General features: G+C 41.8%; 17 protein-coding genes. 6 read left to right on the forward strand and 11 right to left on the reverse strand.

Annotated elements, in window-relative coordinates; translation table 11 throughout:
• Positions 1-24: 24 nt before the first annotated feature.
• Positions 25-216: a hypothetical protein gene (locus V7659_RS17870; protein WP_026564084.1), complete on the reverse strand. Its 192-nt coding sequence runs from the start codon at positions 214-216 to the stop codon at positions 25-27.
• 151 nt (positions 217-367) lie between these two features.
• Here V7659_RS17870 and V7659_RS17875 point away from each other — a divergent pair, with 151 nt between their 5' ends.
• The 6 genes from V7659_RS17875 to V7659_RS17900 all read left to right on the forward strand — a co-directional run bounded on the left by V7659_RS17875 (position 368) and on the right by V7659_RS17900 (position 4,283).
• Positions 368-586, forward strand: a complete 219-nt coding sequence (locus tag V7659_RS17875) for a DUF1659 domain-containing protein (protein WP_335541151.1) — start codon at positions 368-370, stop codon at positions 584-586.
• A 38-nt stretch (positions 587-624) separates the two neighbouring features.
• A complete protein-coding gene (locus V7659_RS17880) occupies positions 625-843 on the forward strand; it encodes a DUF2922 domain-containing protein (protein ID WP_335541152.1) in 219 nt (72 codons plus the stop codon).
• Positions 844-901: 58 nt separating this feature from the next.
• Positions 902-1,045, forward strand: a complete 144-nt coding sequence (locus V7659_RS17885; RefSeq protein WP_098262797.1) for a YvrJ family protein — start codon at positions 902-904, stop codon at positions 1,043-1,045.
• A 173-nt stretch (positions 1,046-1,218) separates the two neighbouring features.
• Entirely contained in the window at positions 1,219-2,037 is an 819-nt protein-coding gene (locus V7659_RS17890) for an N-acetylmuramoyl-L-alanine amidase (protein ID WP_335541153.1), read from the forward strand.
• A 146-nt stretch (positions 2,038-2,183) separates the two neighbouring features.
• Positions 2,184-3,686: an N-acetylmuramoyl-L-alanine amidase gene (locus V7659_RS17895; protein WP_335541154.1), complete on the forward strand. Its 1,503-nt coding sequence runs from the start codon at positions 2,184-2,186 to the stop codon at positions 3,684-3,686.
• 180 nt (positions 3,687-3,866) lie between these two features.
• The gene (locus tag V7659_RS17900) at positions 3,867-4,283 is read left to right on the forward strand and encodes a VanZ family protein (RefSeq protein ID WP_335541155.1); all 417 of its coding nucleotides are present in this window, start codon (positions 3,867-3,869) and stop codon (positions 4,281-4,283) included.
• A gap of 12 nt (positions 4,284-4,295) precedes the next feature.
• Here the strand turns inward: V7659_RS17900 and V7659_RS17905 are convergent, their stop codons facing one another.
• The 10 genes from V7659_RS17905 to V7659_RS17950 form a co-directional block, all read right to left on the reverse strand.
• Positions 4,296-4,748 carry a L,D-transpeptidase family protein gene (locus V7659_RS17905; protein WP_335541156.1) on the reverse strand — a complete coding sequence of 151 codons (453 nt, stop codon included), beginning with the start codon at positions 4,746-4,748 and terminating at the stop codon, positions 4,296-4,298.
• Positions 4,749-4,820: 72 nt separating this feature from the next.
• Complete coding sequence (locus V7659_RS17910; RefSeq protein ID WP_335541157.1) at positions 4,821-5,834, reverse strand: SIS domain-containing protein; 1,014 nt, start codon at positions 5,832-5,834, stop codon at positions 4,821-4,823.
• 12 nt (positions 5,835-5,846) lie between these two features.
• Entirely contained in the window at positions 5,847-6,860 is a 1,014-nt protein-coding gene (locus tag V7659_RS17915) for an SIS domain-containing protein (RefSeq protein WP_335541158.1), read from the reverse strand.
• An 86-nt stretch (positions 6,861-6,946) separates the two neighbouring features.
• Positions 6,947-7,912 (reverse strand): SIS domain-containing protein, encoded by a 966-nt coding sequence (locus V7659_RS17920; protein ID WP_420491429.1) that lies wholly within the window; start codon positions 7,910-7,912, stop codon positions 6,947-6,949.
• 12 nt (positions 7,913-7,924) lie between these two features.
• The gene (locus tag V7659_RS17925) at positions 7,925-9,154 is read right to left on the reverse strand and encodes an MDR family MFS transporter (protein WP_335541160.1); all 1,230 of its coding nucleotides are present in this window, start codon (positions 9,152-9,154) and stop codon (positions 7,925-7,927) included.
• 173 nt (positions 9,155-9,327) lie between these two features.
• Positions 9,328-10,227: a carbohydrate ABC transporter permease gene (locus V7659_RS17930; RefSeq protein WP_335541161.1), complete on the reverse strand. Its 900-nt coding sequence runs from the start codon at positions 10,225-10,227 to the stop codon at positions 9,328-9,330.
• 4 nt (positions 10,228-10,231) lie between these two features.
• Positions 10,232-11,119 carry a carbohydrate ABC transporter permease gene (locus V7659_RS17935; protein ID WP_335541162.1) on the reverse strand — a complete coding sequence of 296 codons (888 nt, stop codon included), beginning with the start codon at positions 11,117-11,119 and terminating at the stop codon, positions 10,232-10,234.
• A 52-nt stretch (positions 11,120-11,171) separates the two neighbouring features.
• Positions 11,172-12,464 carry an ABC transporter substrate-binding protein gene (locus V7659_RS17940; protein ID WP_335541163.1) on the reverse strand — a complete coding sequence of 431 codons (1,293 nt, stop codon included), beginning with the start codon at positions 12,462-12,464 and terminating at the stop codon, positions 11,172-11,174.
• A 92-nt stretch (positions 12,465-12,556) separates the two neighbouring features.
• On the reverse strand, positions 12,557-13,399 hold the full coding sequence (locus V7659_RS17945) for a fructoselysine 6-kinase (RefSeq protein WP_335541164.1): 843 nt from the start codon (positions 13,397-13,399) through the stop codon (positions 12,557-12,559).
• 68 nt (positions 13,400-13,467) lie between these two features.
• Positions 13,468-14,205, reverse strand: a complete 738-nt coding sequence (locus tag V7659_RS17950) for a GntR family transcriptional regulator (RefSeq protein WP_335541165.1) — start codon at positions 14,203-14,205, stop codon at positions 13,468-13,470.
• Positions 14,206-14,303 lie beyond the last annotated feature (98 nt).

Below are 14,303 nucleotides of genomic sequence, written 5' to 3' on the forward strand. Positions count from 1 at the left end.
TGCCTGACACTCTTTTTATGTTTCCTACTTTTTCGGCTGATCAAGTGCCTGGTAAGCTAATTGATACTTTCCGCCGTCTGCCACTTCTGAATGGTACAAAGCCTTTAGGGCCGTGTTTTTCTCGAGGCCATGTTCCACCTTCAACTCTTTCAAGCGTGTATGCAATTCTTTATTATCCTTAATTAGCTGCTGCATTTGTGATTTTAAATACTTCATAAGATGATGAACCCCTTCCACGAACTGAATCGTTCCCCAAGTATAGCATTAATTAACTTGTTTTAAATAAACCATCTTATATTTATTTTCTCTGACCATGTCCTTTTGGCCGACTTTTTTCTATATAGAAGGTGAAAGGAGGTGAGTGATCATGGCAGAAGCATTATTAGAAGGAACGAAACTTCGGTTGCTTTTCGAGATCGGCATGGATGAAGATGGCGCACCTATTCTCCGCGCAAAAACGTTCAGCAATGTGAATAAGGATGCAACGGTAGATCAGTTATCCCAAGCTGCACAAGCAATTACTGTTTTATCCAAGGACACACTTAACAAAGTGGAACGAAATGACAGCTCAGAAATCATTGCCTAATAAGCTCGTCAATTAATTCACGATAGGAGGTGAGAAAAATGGCAAAAACCTTAGAATTACACTTTAATACAGAACTTGGAAAAACGGTGAGTTTATCAGTTGAAAATCCAAAGGAACCGATTGATGAGGCCGTCGTCAAACAATCGATGGCTCAAATTATTGCATCTGAAATCTTTACTACTCCCGGCGGAAAATTTGTAACGGCCAAATTGGCCAGAGTCGTCGACCGAAATGTAACGGATTATGAACTAGTTTAATAACGGAGAGGCCGATTCCCCCTAGGGACGGCCTTTTTTTACAAAGGAGGTGAAAAAAGTGGAGCAGCTGATTCCGATCATTAGCGAGGTTGGTTTCCCCATCGTCGTGACCCTTTATTTGCTTTACCGCATTGAATCAAAGCTGGATATGGTCGTCACCTCGATTCAGAATCTTCCCGAACGCATGAAGGAAAGAATATAAATACTTAGGACAACCCCTGGATATAGGTAAGGGTTGTTCTTTTTGTTCCATTAAACTATAGAGAATCAATGGTTTAGGATGCATCAGCAAATACCGTGACAAGTACCCGGACATACTTGTCCATTGCTACTTAGCATATATTATAATCAACTTTAAGAAATGGAGAGGATGAAATGAAGCTTTATTTAGATCCAGGTCATGGCGGACAAGACCCTGGTGCTCAAGGTCATGGATTGGATGAAAAGGATTTAACATTAGCGGTCGCGCTCAAAATACGTTCCATTTTACAGAATGATTATGAAAACATTGACGTAAAAATGAGCAGGAGCAGCGATACTACTAAAAGCTTAGGTCAGCGTTCCAGCGAGGCCAATGCTTGGGGAGCTGATTTTTTCTTAGCGATTCACATCAATTCCGGGCCAAGCTCCGCCCAAGGTTATGAGCACTATATTTATAACGGTCTGTCGAACTCCTCAAAGACCGCACAATACCAGGATATCATCCATGCGGAAGTCAAAAAAGTGAATCAGCTGCAAGACCGCGGCCAGAAAAAGGCGAACTTTCATGTATTACGTGAGACAAATATGCCAGCACTTTTATCCGAAAACGGATTTATCAGTAACGACCATGACGCCGCACTAATGAAACAATCTTCTTGGATTCAAAAAGTAGCACAAGGTCATGCCAATGGAATCGCTAAAGCCTTTGGTCTGAAACGCAAGCCAACAGAGCCCCCTAAACCTAGTACACCCGATGCCGGATCACTTTTCAAAGTGATTGCTGGTTCATTCAAATCCAAAGAAAATGCGGACGAACGTGTCGAGCAGCTTCAGAAAAAAGGCATCGAATCATTCGTAGATACCACAAAAATCTCTGGTGAAACATGGTACCGTGTCCAAGCTGGCGCCTTTTCTAACCGTGAAAATGCAGAAGATCGTTTAACAGAAGTAAAAAAGGCCGGAATCAAAGATGCATTCCTCGTTGCAGAATAAATACCCTACAAAAGACCTGCTATTCACATATAGCACGGAGGTCTTTTGTATGGTTTTTGTGTTTATGTAAGGCAAATTGAGTCCACAAGATTGGATTTGCCATAACATATAGATGAACGTATTTTAAATGAAATGGAGGAGTAAGTATGAAGCTATATTTAGACCCAGGCCATGGCGGTGAGGATCCCGGTGCCCAAGGGAATGGGCTGAATGAAAAAGATATTACCTTAGCTATTGCGCTTAAAATACGAAAAATCATCCTCAATGATTATGAAAATGTTCTAGTTAAGATGAGTCGTACAAGCGATACGACCAGAAGCTTAGCACAGCGCTCAAGCGCAGCCAACGCATGGGACGCAGACTTTTTCTTGGCTATTCACATTAATTCCGCTGATAGTTCCGCTCAGGGATATGAGGATTTTATTTACGATGGATTGTCTAATTCTAGCAAAGCAGCTAAATACCAGGATATCATCCATGCCGAGGTTATCAAAGTGAATCAACTGAAAGACCGCGGGCAAAAAAAGGCCAATTTTCATGTCATCAGGGAAACGAATATGCCTTCCCTTCTAACGGAAAATGGCTTTATCAGTAACAAACATGATGCTGCACTGATGAAAGACTCGGCTTGGCAGCAAAAGGTAGCACAAGGCCACGTGAACGGGATTGCCAAAGCCTTTGGCCTGAAACGAAAGGCTGTGAAGGAAACACCGAAAACAACAACCACACCCAAAACTACCCAAACTACAAAAACAGTCTATACGGTTTATGTCGGCTCTTATAAATCAAAAGAAAATGCCCAAGATAGGGTCGCAGAATTGAAGAAAAAGAGCATTAAATCTTCTATTGTTACCACAAAAATATCTGGAGCTACCTGGTTCCGAGTGAAAGTAGCGAGCTATACGACCAATGCCAATGCAGAAAAACGACTAAAAGCAATTGAAAAAGCAGGTTACGATGATGCATTTATTATTACGGAAAAAGAAACTACAACGACAACTAAAACAGAAACCCAAAAACCTGCAGCAAGCACCAGTAAACCTGCCACAACAACACCGACCACAAACACTAGTAAACCAGCAACCACAACATCAGCTACGAGCACAAATCCAACTATGACTCCGAACAACACTACCAATGAAATCCCCATCATCGCGGACCCCGGACAGTTTACTATTTTAGGCCCGACCTTCCTTTCACCCGAACAGATGGACCAATTTGTGAAAAAGGTCAATCCAAAAGCGCCGGAATTAGGTGCATTTTATCAAACCCTTGGAAAATATTACGGGATTCGCGGGGATGTAGCCTTTGCACAAGCCATTCACGAAACAGACTATTTTCGGTTTACCGGAGTCGTCAATCCTGAACAGAACAACTTTGCAGGAATTGGAGCAACTGGAGGAGATACTCGTGGTGCACGGTTTGAAAGTGAAGAAGAAGGTGTCCTTGCCCAGCTTCAGCACTTATACGCATATGCGACAACCAAGCCACTGCCAAATCAATATCCATTAGTTGATCCCCGCTTCCATCTTGTCGATAGAGGTTCTGCTCCAACATGGACCGCTTTAAACGGAAAATGGGCTGTTCCAGGTACAACCTATGGGCAATCCATTCTTGCTCTTTATCAAAAAATGATTCATTCCGTCTAATGGATAGTGGGCGTCTATCCAAAAACTCCACTGATATCCCCAATCCTGATACTCCCCCTACGAAAGACCTCTTCTAATCAACAAGAGAGGTCTTTTCCTGTTTGCCTGTTGAATTCCTCCCGCTCGCGGTATACTCCGGATAAAACAGGACCACAATGAATGAAAACAGGAGGTCTTTGTATGCGTGGATTTTTTATTTTATTATGGGCTCTAGCCATCCTTATTTTTACCTGCACCGCCAGTTTTTCAGAATTAATAGAGTTTGGCCAAGTTCATTTTCAATGGGACAGTCATCCCAACTTTTCGGAACTTCTCGAACCATTACCGCTAGAACTTACCCGTGACTTCCTGCTCCAAAAATGCGGTCACGCCTTTGCTTTTCTCTTCCTGACCATTTTGCTGCAAACCAAATTCCGTTCCAATGCATTGATTCTATTCCTAGCAATTTCCTTTGCTTCTTTAACCGAAATCCTTCAATTATTCTTCACTCGGGATGGGAGAGTTTTTGATATAGCAATCGATCTAATCGGGATTTTACTAGCAACAGGTTCAAGAAGTCTGTTTACAACACCTCAATCAAAGCAAACCCATCTTTGATGGAAAACCAAATTAGCCCTCGATTTTAATAATAGGTTTAGTTTTAGGGTTTAGCCATCTCATCACTTTTACAAGGTTTTTTTCGGAAATGGCCACACATCCCAACGTGTAGCGTGTGGTCTCTTTTTTTATGTGTAGAAAAATAGCACTCCCACCCCCGGCAATAATGGGGGCATCAATATAACGAATAACCACAGCATATTTGTAGAGCGGATGGGTCAAACGTTCATAGGATTTCCATATGTGCTGGGGGTTGCCGGTAGTATGGACCCATTTGTTGTAGTCTTTGGATTTGGGGTAGTCCACCCAGTAATCAAACTTTGTGGCTATCCGAAAAGGATACCTCACACCAGCAGGCTTGGTCCCCCATCCAAAAGATGTCCCAAGCAAGTACGTCCCTCTAGGGGTAAGGCTGTCACCTTCTTTTGTTTTCCCGACTCCTTTTTTGCCGATAATTGCTTGCATTCCATTTGGCCAGCAACAATAAAGAAGCGGCCATCACTATTGTGAAGGCCGCCCCCAAAACCAATGATTCTATTAAAATGGTACTTTTTTATAATATCTTCTCGTTGTCAGCGGATGATTCCTTTGCTCTTCCAAGTGGCAGCTGACTCTCTCCAGTAACGCCGCAAACACAATTGGAGTAACCAGACTTCGCAAATCTTCGGAAATGCCCTCTAATGGATAATCCTTCGAATCAAAAACGGTTAATTCCTTTGAGTAATTTTCAGCAAATCGCTCGACTCTCTCTGTAAGCGGACGGGTTCGATCCTCACCCTTTAATAGGATAATACTCGTATCTTCTTCCACTAATTCCAATGTTCCATGGAAGAAATCAGAGGCATGAACCGGTCGTGTTTTAATCCACTGCATCTCCTCTAAAATACACATGCCATAGTAATAGGTTTGACCCCAATCGATCCCTGTTCCTGAAAGGATATGGTAGGGTGTCTCTTTATGCTTGCGGGCAAACTCCGCAGCGAGCGGTTCTACCGCTTCCTTCACGTTAAGGAGTGCCTCGGGCAGATGTCTCATTTCCTCGACAAATTGCTGATAGTCTGGAAATTCATTCCGCTTATACATCAAACGAAACGCAAGTAAATAAGACTGGATATAGAACGATTCACAGGAGGTATCATCAGCCGCATAATTGGTAAAAGTATAATCGGTTCCATTTGCTAACGGTGTAGCTGCATGCCCCACCAAGCTAATCGTTACCGCCCCTTTTTCCTTACAAAACGCCGCTGCCTCCACTGTTTCTTTGGTTGTACCAGACAAAGAAGGCAAGATAACCAATGAATGTTCACCTAGGTGCTGATGATCCATCAACATCAATTCCGAGGAGATTTCTGTATAAACCGGTAAGGTGGAATGTGTTTTTAAAATATATTCAGCCGGACGCATCAGGATGGCTGCGCCGCCAGTTCCTACAAAAAATACATTTTCCAACCCTTTCTCCACCACCGAATCAATCACCTGATCGAATTCATCCTTAAGAGATAAGGCACCAGTTTGAATGGTTACATATCTTTCCACATCAAAGTTAAACATGCCGGGTGCCTCCTAGTATGCCATTTTACGGTAATATCTGCGAGTCTCTAACGGATGATTTCTTTCACGCTCAAGATAAACACTGATTCGGCCGGTTAGTGCCCAATTCAGGCAAATTGCAAAGTGCTTTCTAAATTCCTCACTAATTCCTTCCAAGCGATAATCCTTTGTATCTAATATGAACAATTCGTTGGTGATATTTTCTGCGAATCGTTCCACACGTTCCACCAATGGCCGAGTTTCATCTTCACCCTTGAATAGAATTACACTTGTATCTTCTTCAACCAGCTCAAGCGTGCCGTGGAAGAATTCAGCTGCATGGATAGATTTAGACTTGATCCACTGCATTTCCTCTAAGATACACATCGCGTAGGAATAGGTATTCCCCCACAGGTTACCGGCTCCAACCAGCATATGGTAACCAGTATTTTTATGCTTGATCGCAAATTGCTCTGCTTGTGCGTCGAACTGCTCTAAGGCATCAACGATACCTTGTGGTAAGAGGGCAATTTCTTTCGCAAACTGATCATATTGCGGGAACTCATCGTTGTTATGAATAAAGCGGAACGTTAGTAGCTGCAAATGTAAAAAGAAGGTGTCAAATGAGTATTTCTCATGACCAGTGGAGATACAGTAATCTACGGCTTCAGCCAATGGCGTGCCTTGTTCAGCAACTAATCCGATCGTTGTCGCACCTTTGCTCTTACAGAACTCAGCAGCAGCCACCGTTTCTTTTGTTGTCCCCGTAACAGATGCAAAGATACAAACAGAATCCTTGGTCAGGTGACGGTTATTCATGACAAGGAGCTCTGCCGCTATTTCCGCATGCACCTCTAGCGTGGAATTGGACTTTAAAATATACTCATAGGGATACATCATTGCAATCGTCCCACCGGATCCGATTAAGAAGATATTTTTAAATCCTTTAGCCGAAATTCCATCAACAATCTTCTCAATTTCTTCCCTCTTTGCCATTGCCTCTTGACCAACTAATTGTAAATATTGCTCAGCATCAAATTTTAACATGTTTCATTCCTCCAAATTTAAATTAGAATTTTTGGGACTGCAATATTTAATGGAATTTTTCATGGTGCCTGACACCAACACTACTTTTAGTAAGGAACTTTCCACATATATCTTCTGGTGCTTAGTGGATGATTTCGAGCTGTTGCTAGTTCTTCTGCGTATTGGCGCAGGATGGTTTGCAGGACGAGTGGGGCTATGTAGCCTTTGACGCTTTCTGCTATGCCCGTTAGATCAAAGTTCTTTGCATCAAGGACGACTACCCTTTCTCCATATCTTTGGGTGAATTCCAATGAGCGTTCTTCTAATGGACGTGTCTCGTCTAAACCTACAAGCTGAATAACTGGCACATCTTTATCCAAGACTTCAAACGGCCCGTGGAAATATTCTCCGGCATGGAGGGCGTGGGAATGAATCCATTGCATTTCCATCAGCAGACAAATCGCAAACCAATAGGCAGTTCCATAATTCGCGCCGCTCGCCATCGTGTAAATCACTTTTTCATCTTTATAGGTTTGAGCAAATTCCTTTGCTTGACCTAAATACTTCACTTTCTCCTGCTCCAATATTTCATCTAAATTCTCTAACGAGGAAACGACATCGGAAAACTTTTCATTCCCTTCCTTGGCAGCTAGGAGTCCAAAGACAAGTTCCAGCATCACGGCCGGTGCCTCATTCACATACTTCGCTTCTTTCCCATCCTCATAAACAATCACATATTCAGAGGCCTCAGCAAGTGGTGATTCCGGGTCAAAGGTTAACGAGACGGTAATGGCACCTTTTTCCCGAGCGAAGCGGGCTGCCTCAACCGTCTCCGGCGTTTTTCCATAGTGGGAGCACAAAATCACCAGCGATTTCTCATTGAGTTTTCGCGGGTTCCGATGCACAAACTCATTGGAACTATACAGATCTGAATCGATCGTCGCACTTTCCCGGTCCAATACGTATTTACTTGCATACATCAAGGAAGAAGAGCCGCCACACCCTACAAAATATACCCGATCGATCTCCCTTTCTTTAAAAATATCCAAAGTCTTTTTTACGTCTGCTAGCATTGTCATCCTCCTTTATTTATTGACTTCTTTTACAGGGGAAATTTCATTTTGCGTATATTGGAGCCTTTGATATGTACCAAAACAAATCAAAGCAAATCCACAAATAAGAATACATACAAATAGCATCACTAACGGCCCAAACCCATCGTATAAAAGCCCGCCCAGTAAAGGGCCGATCGTTCTCCCCACATTAGCGGCACCGCTCACTAATCCTTGGTACATTCCTCTTCTATCAAGGGGTGCCAGTCGATCCGCAATCGCTGGCACGGCCGGAAAAATAAGAATCTCTCCGATCGTCATAATCACCATTCCCGCAACAAAACCGCCATAGGAATGACTCTGTGACAGAAGGCCGAAGGTAGCCATAAAAAAGAGTACACCCGATAAAAGCTGCCACTTCATCCGTGCTTTCATGCGAGCCATTAACCATTGGATCAAGGGCTGACCCAATAAGATTAGTACCCCATTGATCGTCCACAAAGCACTATAGGCTGATAACGGGAATCCTAACTGATGCATATAGTTGGAAATACTCGTTTGCCATTGGATATAGGTAACCCAGCAAAACATAAATCCTAAACAAAGAATCAATAAGGAATTGAAGCTTTGCTGTGCAGGGCGGACTTCTTTTTTCGGCTTCAGAATCGGTTCCTTCTTTACCTTCGCAACTTCAATAACTCGGTCCGGTTCTTCAAGAGCGAACCAAACGATGAAGATAAAGACGAGATAGGTGAATCCATTGACCCAAAAGACGTATTGAAAAGAGAATTGCGCCACGATGCCGCCTAAAACGGTACCCACTGCCACACCTAAATTGAGAACCAGATAGATAAGATTGAAGCTTTTTCTGCCGCCATCTTTCCAAACAACTCCTGCAAGGGCATAGATGGGAGGAAAAATGGTTCCAATGGCTAAACCAAGCAGGATCATCATTAGGATATAAATGGGCCATGATAGACCAATGGAAATAATGAAAATAAAACAGGCAGATGATAGAACCGCAAGGAGAAGGGTTCGCTTCCCACGGATACGGTCATACAAATAGCCTCCAAGGAAACTGCCAACAATTTCAGCTCCTGAATGAAGCATTAATACAAAACCTGCTTCCGACAGTGTTTTTCCCATTCCCTGCGTCATGTAGATGGTATGCAGGGGCCAAAGAAAAGCCATACCGGTTGAATTAACCAACATTGCGATTAATAACACTTTTAAATTCTTGGGATAACTCCTCCAAATAGACATAGGCTAAAACTCCTTTATACCACTGAATTAGCCACCCTATTTTTTTAGCAAATACTTCTATTTGGTATATACCATTTGAACCAATCCTACAAAATCAAAGTGACCTGAGAATGGAATCGGAAAGTAAACGTACCCTTTCCGTATTCATTCTCCTATTCCTGTTTACCGTTCGATTATCCTTTCACACTTCCAGCAGACAGACCGCGGACGAATTGCTTTTGGAAAATGATATACGCAATAATCATTGGCAGCGCTGAAATGGCTAACCCCGCCAATTGAATCCCAAAGTTGGTATTCAACTGGCTTCGCAAATTCATCAATCCAACTGGAATGGTCCTTAGCGCAGAATCTTCCACAAAGACTAGTGCGAACATAAATTCGTTCCACACGTTCATCGCTGTTAATAAAGCACACGAGGCAATGATCGGTTTACCCATCGGAACAATAATATGCCAATACACCTGCCAAATATTACACCCATCAATAATAGCCGACTCCTCAAGCTCTTTAGGAATGGATAGAAAGTAGGATCGCATTAAGAAAATCGCAAACGGCAATTGAAACGCAACATACGGAAGAATTAAAGCCCAGTAGGTGTTATAAAGTCCAATCGCCTGCAACAATTTGTACAGGGGAATTAGGCTGACCTGCGGCGCCAGCATCAAACCGCTTAGGATAACAACAAGCAAAATGTTCTGTCCCTTAAACTGAAAGCGGCTTAATCCATAGGCGGCCATTGACCCGAACAGTAATACCGATATGACGGAAGAGACTGTTATGAACACGCTGTTTAGGAAGAATCGACCAATTCCTGCATCCCATGCCGCCTGGTAATTTCCCCACAGCCATTCCTCCGGCAACGACCAGGTATTCAAGAAAAAATCTGCATTTGATTTTAAGCCACTAAGCCCAAGCCATATGATAGGATAAATGATAATTAACGAAAAGATTCCAAACCACACCAAAACGGCAGATTGAAATATACAATTCTTAATCTTCATGGATATTCTTGAACTATCTGTCCTAATTTCACTCATTTTATTCGTCTTTACCACAGGGTTATTATTTATCATTGCCTTACGCCTCCTGTCCTGATTTGCCTATTTTCAGCTGAATTAAGGAAAGGGTTAGGGTTATGACAAAAATAATGGTTCCAATCGTGGATGCATAGCCCATTTCATCATTTCGAAAGGCGGCCCGATAAAGCATCGTACCTAATACCTCGGTTGAATGCCCAGGCCCCCCATTAGTCATCACATACACTTCATCAAAAACTTTGAATGCACCAATAACAGTAATTACGGTACCAACAAGAATCATTTCCTTCATTTGTGGCAAGGTGATATAAATGAAGGTTTTTATCTTAGAAGCACCATCAATCATTGACGCTTCATAATATTCAAACGGAATTTTTTGCATGGCAAGTAAGAAAAGCATCGTCATATAACCGGTATACTGCCATTGCGAAACAGCTACAACCGCATAAATCGCAGTCTTACTGTCACCCAGCCATGATAAGGCCCATTCTGATTGACCGATAGCTTTTAACACCCCATTCACTAAACCAACTTCTGGGTTATAAAGCAGCTGCCATAACAACCCAACAACAGCAATCGAAATAACAGAAGGGATAAAAAAGACGGTTCGGAAAAAGGGCTGAAATCTTCTAATCAATTTATCTTCTAAAACAGCGGCAATAATTAGGCCTAAACCTACTTGAAAAACTAACGAAATAACCGCGTACAGAGAATTATTTTTCAAGGCGGTAAAAAAGATTGGATCCTTGAAAAGTCTGCCGTAATACTCTAAGCCAACAAAGACTCTCCCAGCCTCAAAGGAATTCCACCGAAACAAACTGTTATAAAGATTTAATACGATCGGCAAAAATACAAAAAACAGGATGAAAAGGAGCGCTGGCATAATAAATAGTATAGCGGTTCGACTGTTTCGAAATGTTTTTGTCATCCCCAACTCCTCCTAGGAGGGGGTAAGCAGTGACCTGCCTACCCTTTCTCTTTTATTCGACTTCACTTTGGACCTGTTTTGCTACTTCTTGAACTTCTTTGATGATTTCTTCCGGTGTTTTTGACCCATCTAACAACAGCTGGATATTGGATAAATACACATCGGCTACCTTTGCATGAACGTCTGTGTCGAGCCATTCAGCCATACCTTCAGCCTTCTTCATGTAATCCACACCTTCAGCCACTTCCTTTAGGGCCGTGTCTGGGTTCGTTGCCCCATCAATCGGACTTGGCCAGCCGATTTGTTTTACAAGCTTCAAGGCGTTGTCTTTGCTAGTTAAGAATTTTAAGAATTTGATTGCTTCTTTCGGATGCTTGGTTTTTGAAGAAACAATGAATCCATCTGGTGCTCCCGTGATAAAACTTTGACTTCCCTTGCCATCTGCAATGGACGGCATTGGGAAGAAGCCCCAGTTTCCTTTCATATTGTTCTCAATTGTTTGAAACTCTTCTAATTCTACATAGAAGATCGCTCCCTTACCGGCTGCAAACAATTGCTGTCCCATATCATGAGAACTAGAGTTAACATTCTTCATAAAATAACCCTTTTTATTTAAATCAGCTAACATGTGCATGGCCGTAACATAGCCAGGATCTGTAAACTCTCCCGTTTTCGGATTATAGTCTTTCATTCTCACATCCTGGGCCACCATTTTTTGGTTTAAGCCTGTTAAGTAATGAATTGCTGCCCATGGACTTTGGTTACCAAGAATGATTGGCGTTTCTCCACCCTTTTTCAAGGTGTCTAGAACTTGTAAAAATTCATCCCAAGTAGTTGGTGGCTGCAGTTGATATTTATCAAAAATCTTTTTGTTGTAAACAAAGAATTTACCATTGAAGCGAAGAGGAATACCATAATTTTTTTCGTTGGATGTGAAAGGCTGAAGGGATGCCGGAATAAAACTGTTTTTCCAAGCGGGATCTTCATTTAAGTAAGGAGTTAAATCTAAAGCTGTATCCGCACGAACGAATTTACGAGCAAATTCACCCGACCAGGAAAACATAATGTCTGGAACTTCTTTACCGCCTAGGACTACACGGAGCTTGTCCTTAATTGGTTCGTCTGCAATCGCTTCCATTTTAATTTTGATATCTGGATTTTCCTTTTCAAAAGCCTTGACCACTTCTTCAAAATAAGGAGCGTATTCTGGCTGTGGCCACTTATGCAAAAACTTTAAAACGACTTTCCCCGACTCTTCGTTAGTGGAAGAGGAACTGGAGCAACCCGTCAGGATGAGCGCGAACACCAACAGTACTGCAAATAATACATTTATTTTCGTTCTCATTTCATAGACCCTCCTTATTTTTTACATCAACCTAAACAAACTAGACTCCCCTCACCTCCCAAATCTTCTATTATTTCAATGCCTTTAAGAAATTAGAAGGGAATTCCATGACCAAAGGCACCATCAACTAGACATGTTTTTGCCGCAAACTTCGCCCCTTCCTCCATGCTGTTTTTTAAGAGGAAGTCTTCCTGGATATCAGGGTTTTCCTTTTTTCCAGAAAGATACTGTAAAATAAATGCGGTAAAAAAGGAATCCCCCGCACCTAGCGTATCAACCGGCTGAACAAAGTGTGGTTCCTGGCGGTAAAAGGATTGTCCGTCATACACAATCGAGCCGCGTGAGCCCATCGTACCCAGCACTAATTTACTCCCGTAGGAATAAACACTTTTTAATAGATTCGCTACTTCCTCGTCGGCCAAATGGCCACAGCTCAACAGACTTATATCAATATACTTACAATTCTTCTTAAGTAATGCATCGGTATAATCACTTGAAAAATCATAGGATACCAGAATGCCAAATTCTTTTAATTTATGTAACTCTGAATCCATATCACTGTAGATACTGCTATGTGCAATATCAAAACTTTTAATATAGTCCAAGTCTTCTAGGCTAAGGACGATCGGATAGTCGATTTGAACGCCGCCCCCATTCCCGCCGATGAACACCCGATCACCATCCACTAAATCAACAGCCGCGAAGCCGTTCTCACCTTCATGCTGCCGGCAATGAGAAATATCGACATTCAACCTTTTTAAGGTAGCAATAATATGCTCTCCAGCCCGATCATTGCCTAACACACCCAGATAGGCTGCTTCAATCCCTAACTGCTTAGCATAAACACTGAAATTCAACGCATTTCCACCTGGGTACATCATTTTTTTATACATATATTTATCCACTACATTATCGCCAACACCGATTACCTTCATGAAAAAAAACCTCCATCGCCACTTTGGTATATACCATTTTTTCTAAAAAGGAACTGAAATGATTTTTCTCATTTCAGTTTTAATTCCGAATAAAATTTCACAATATCGCTTCTTGTTAACGATGTTGAGAATTCAATTTCTTTTTCATTTTTATCAAAAGCCACCGATTCTTGGAGAATACAGGGACTTTCTAAACGGATTTTTAACAATTTGCTTTCACCTTCATCCGACACGGTTACTTGCATATATTCTTTTGCCATGACTAGTACAATCCCGTACTCTCTCTCTAAAATTTCATACAAGGAATCATTGTCGGTAATCCTTTCATCTAACCCTGGACAAAGTTTTTCAGGCAGAAACGACTCTTCAATTGAAATCGGCGTCTCGTCAACAAGTCGAAGCCGCTTAATAACAATCATCCCTTCACCCAACTCCAGCTTTAGTTTTTGGGCTAGGTTTGCATTGGCTTCGGTTTTACGAATAGACAAAATCTGTGTACTTGGGATTAATCCCTTACTTAGCATGTTTTTGGTGAAACTGTTAAACGTAACAAAATCCATTTCAATTTTTTTATTATTAATAAAGGTTCCAGCACCAACACGCCGTTCCACCAAGCCTTCCCTTTCTAAGATCGACAAGGTATGCCTTGCTGTCATCCGGCTGATTTGAAACTTCTCTGCCAATTCCCGTTCCGAAGGAAGTTTATCACCATGCTTAAGTTTACCGCTCTTGATCTCCTCGATAATTTGATTCTTTAATTGTTTATAAAAAGGAACCGCCTCATCATCACTTATCATTCTACTCATCTCTAATTCTCCCATTTATGCAGAAATTCAAACTCTTATATAAAGATTATCTTATTTCTATTTCTTTTGTAAATTTTTGTTTTTTAAATGGTATATAC

It is taken from the genome of Neobacillus drentensis (assembly GCF_036966985.1).
Taxonomy (GTDB): domain Bacteria; phylum Bacillota; class Bacilli; order Bacillales; family Cytobacillaceae; genus Neobacillus; species Neobacillus drentensis_E.

What these genes read in the sequence shown, in the direction of transcription:
- V7659_RS17945 (WP_335541164.1), bottom strand. Translation starts at nt 13,399, where the DNA reads ATGAAGGTAATCGGTGTTGGCGATAATGTAGTGGATAAATATATGTAT.
- V7659_RS17905 (WP_335541156.1), bottom strand. Translation starts at nt 4,748, where the DNA reads ATGCAAGCAATTATCGGCAAAAAAGGAGTCGGGAAAACAAAAGAAGGT.
- V7659_RS17870 (WP_026564084.1), bottom strand. Translation starts at nt 216, where the DNA reads ATGAAGTATTTAAAATCACAAATGCAGCAGCTAATTAAGGATAATAAA.
- V7659_RS17930 (WP_335541161.1), bottom strand. Translation starts at nt 10,227, where the DNA reads ATGATAAATAATAACCCTGTGGTAAAGACGAATAAAATGAGTGAAATT.
- V7659_RS17915 (WP_335541158.1), bottom strand. Translation starts at nt 6,860, where the DNA reads ATGTTAAAATTTGATGCTGAGCAATATTTACAATTAGTTGGTCAAGAG.
- V7659_RS17935 (WP_335541162.1), bottom strand. Translation starts at nt 11,119, where the DNA reads ATGACAAAAACATTTCGAAACAGTCGAACCGCTATACTATTTATTATG.
- V7659_RS17880 (WP_335541152.1), top strand. Translation starts at nt 625, where the DNA reads ATGGCAAAAACCTTAGAATTACACTTTAATACAGAACTTGGAAAAACG.
- V7659_RS17890 (WP_335541153.1), top strand. Translation starts at nt 1,219, where the DNA reads ATGAAGCTTTATTTAGATCCAGGTCATGGCGGACAAGACCCTGGTGCT.
- V7659_RS17920 (WP_420491429.1), bottom strand. Translation starts at nt 7,912, where the DNA reads ATGCTAGCAGACGTAAAAAAGACTTTGGATATTTTTAAAGAAAGGGAG.
- V7659_RS17910 (WP_335541157.1), bottom strand. Translation starts at nt 5,834, where the DNA reads ATGTTTAACTTTGATGTGGAAAGATATGTAACCATTCAAACTGGTGCC.
- V7659_RS17875 (WP_335541151.1), top strand. Translation starts at nt 368, where the DNA reads ATGGCAGAAGCATTATTAGAAGGAACGAAACTTCGGTTGCTTTTCGAG.
- V7659_RS17925 (WP_335541160.1), bottom strand. Translation starts at nt 9,154, where the DNA reads ATGTCTATTTGGAGGAGTTATCCCAAGAATTTAAAAGTGTTATTAATC.
- V7659_RS17895 (WP_335541154.1), top strand. Translation starts at nt 2,184, where the DNA reads ATGAAGCTATATTTAGACCCAGGCCATGGCGGTGAGGATCCCGGTGCC.
- V7659_RS17900 (WP_335541155.1), top strand. Translation starts at nt 3,867, where the DNA reads ATGCGTGGATTTTTTATTTTATTATGGGCTCTAGCCATCCTTATTTTT.
- V7659_RS17940 (WP_335541163.1), bottom strand. Translation starts at nt 12,464, where the DNA reads ATGAGAACGAAAATAAATGTATTATTTGCAGTACTGTTGGTGTTCGCG.
- V7659_RS17950 (WP_335541165.1), bottom strand. Translation starts at nt 14,205, where the DNA reads ATGAGTAGAATGATAAGTGATGATGAGGCGGTTCCTTTTTATAAACAA.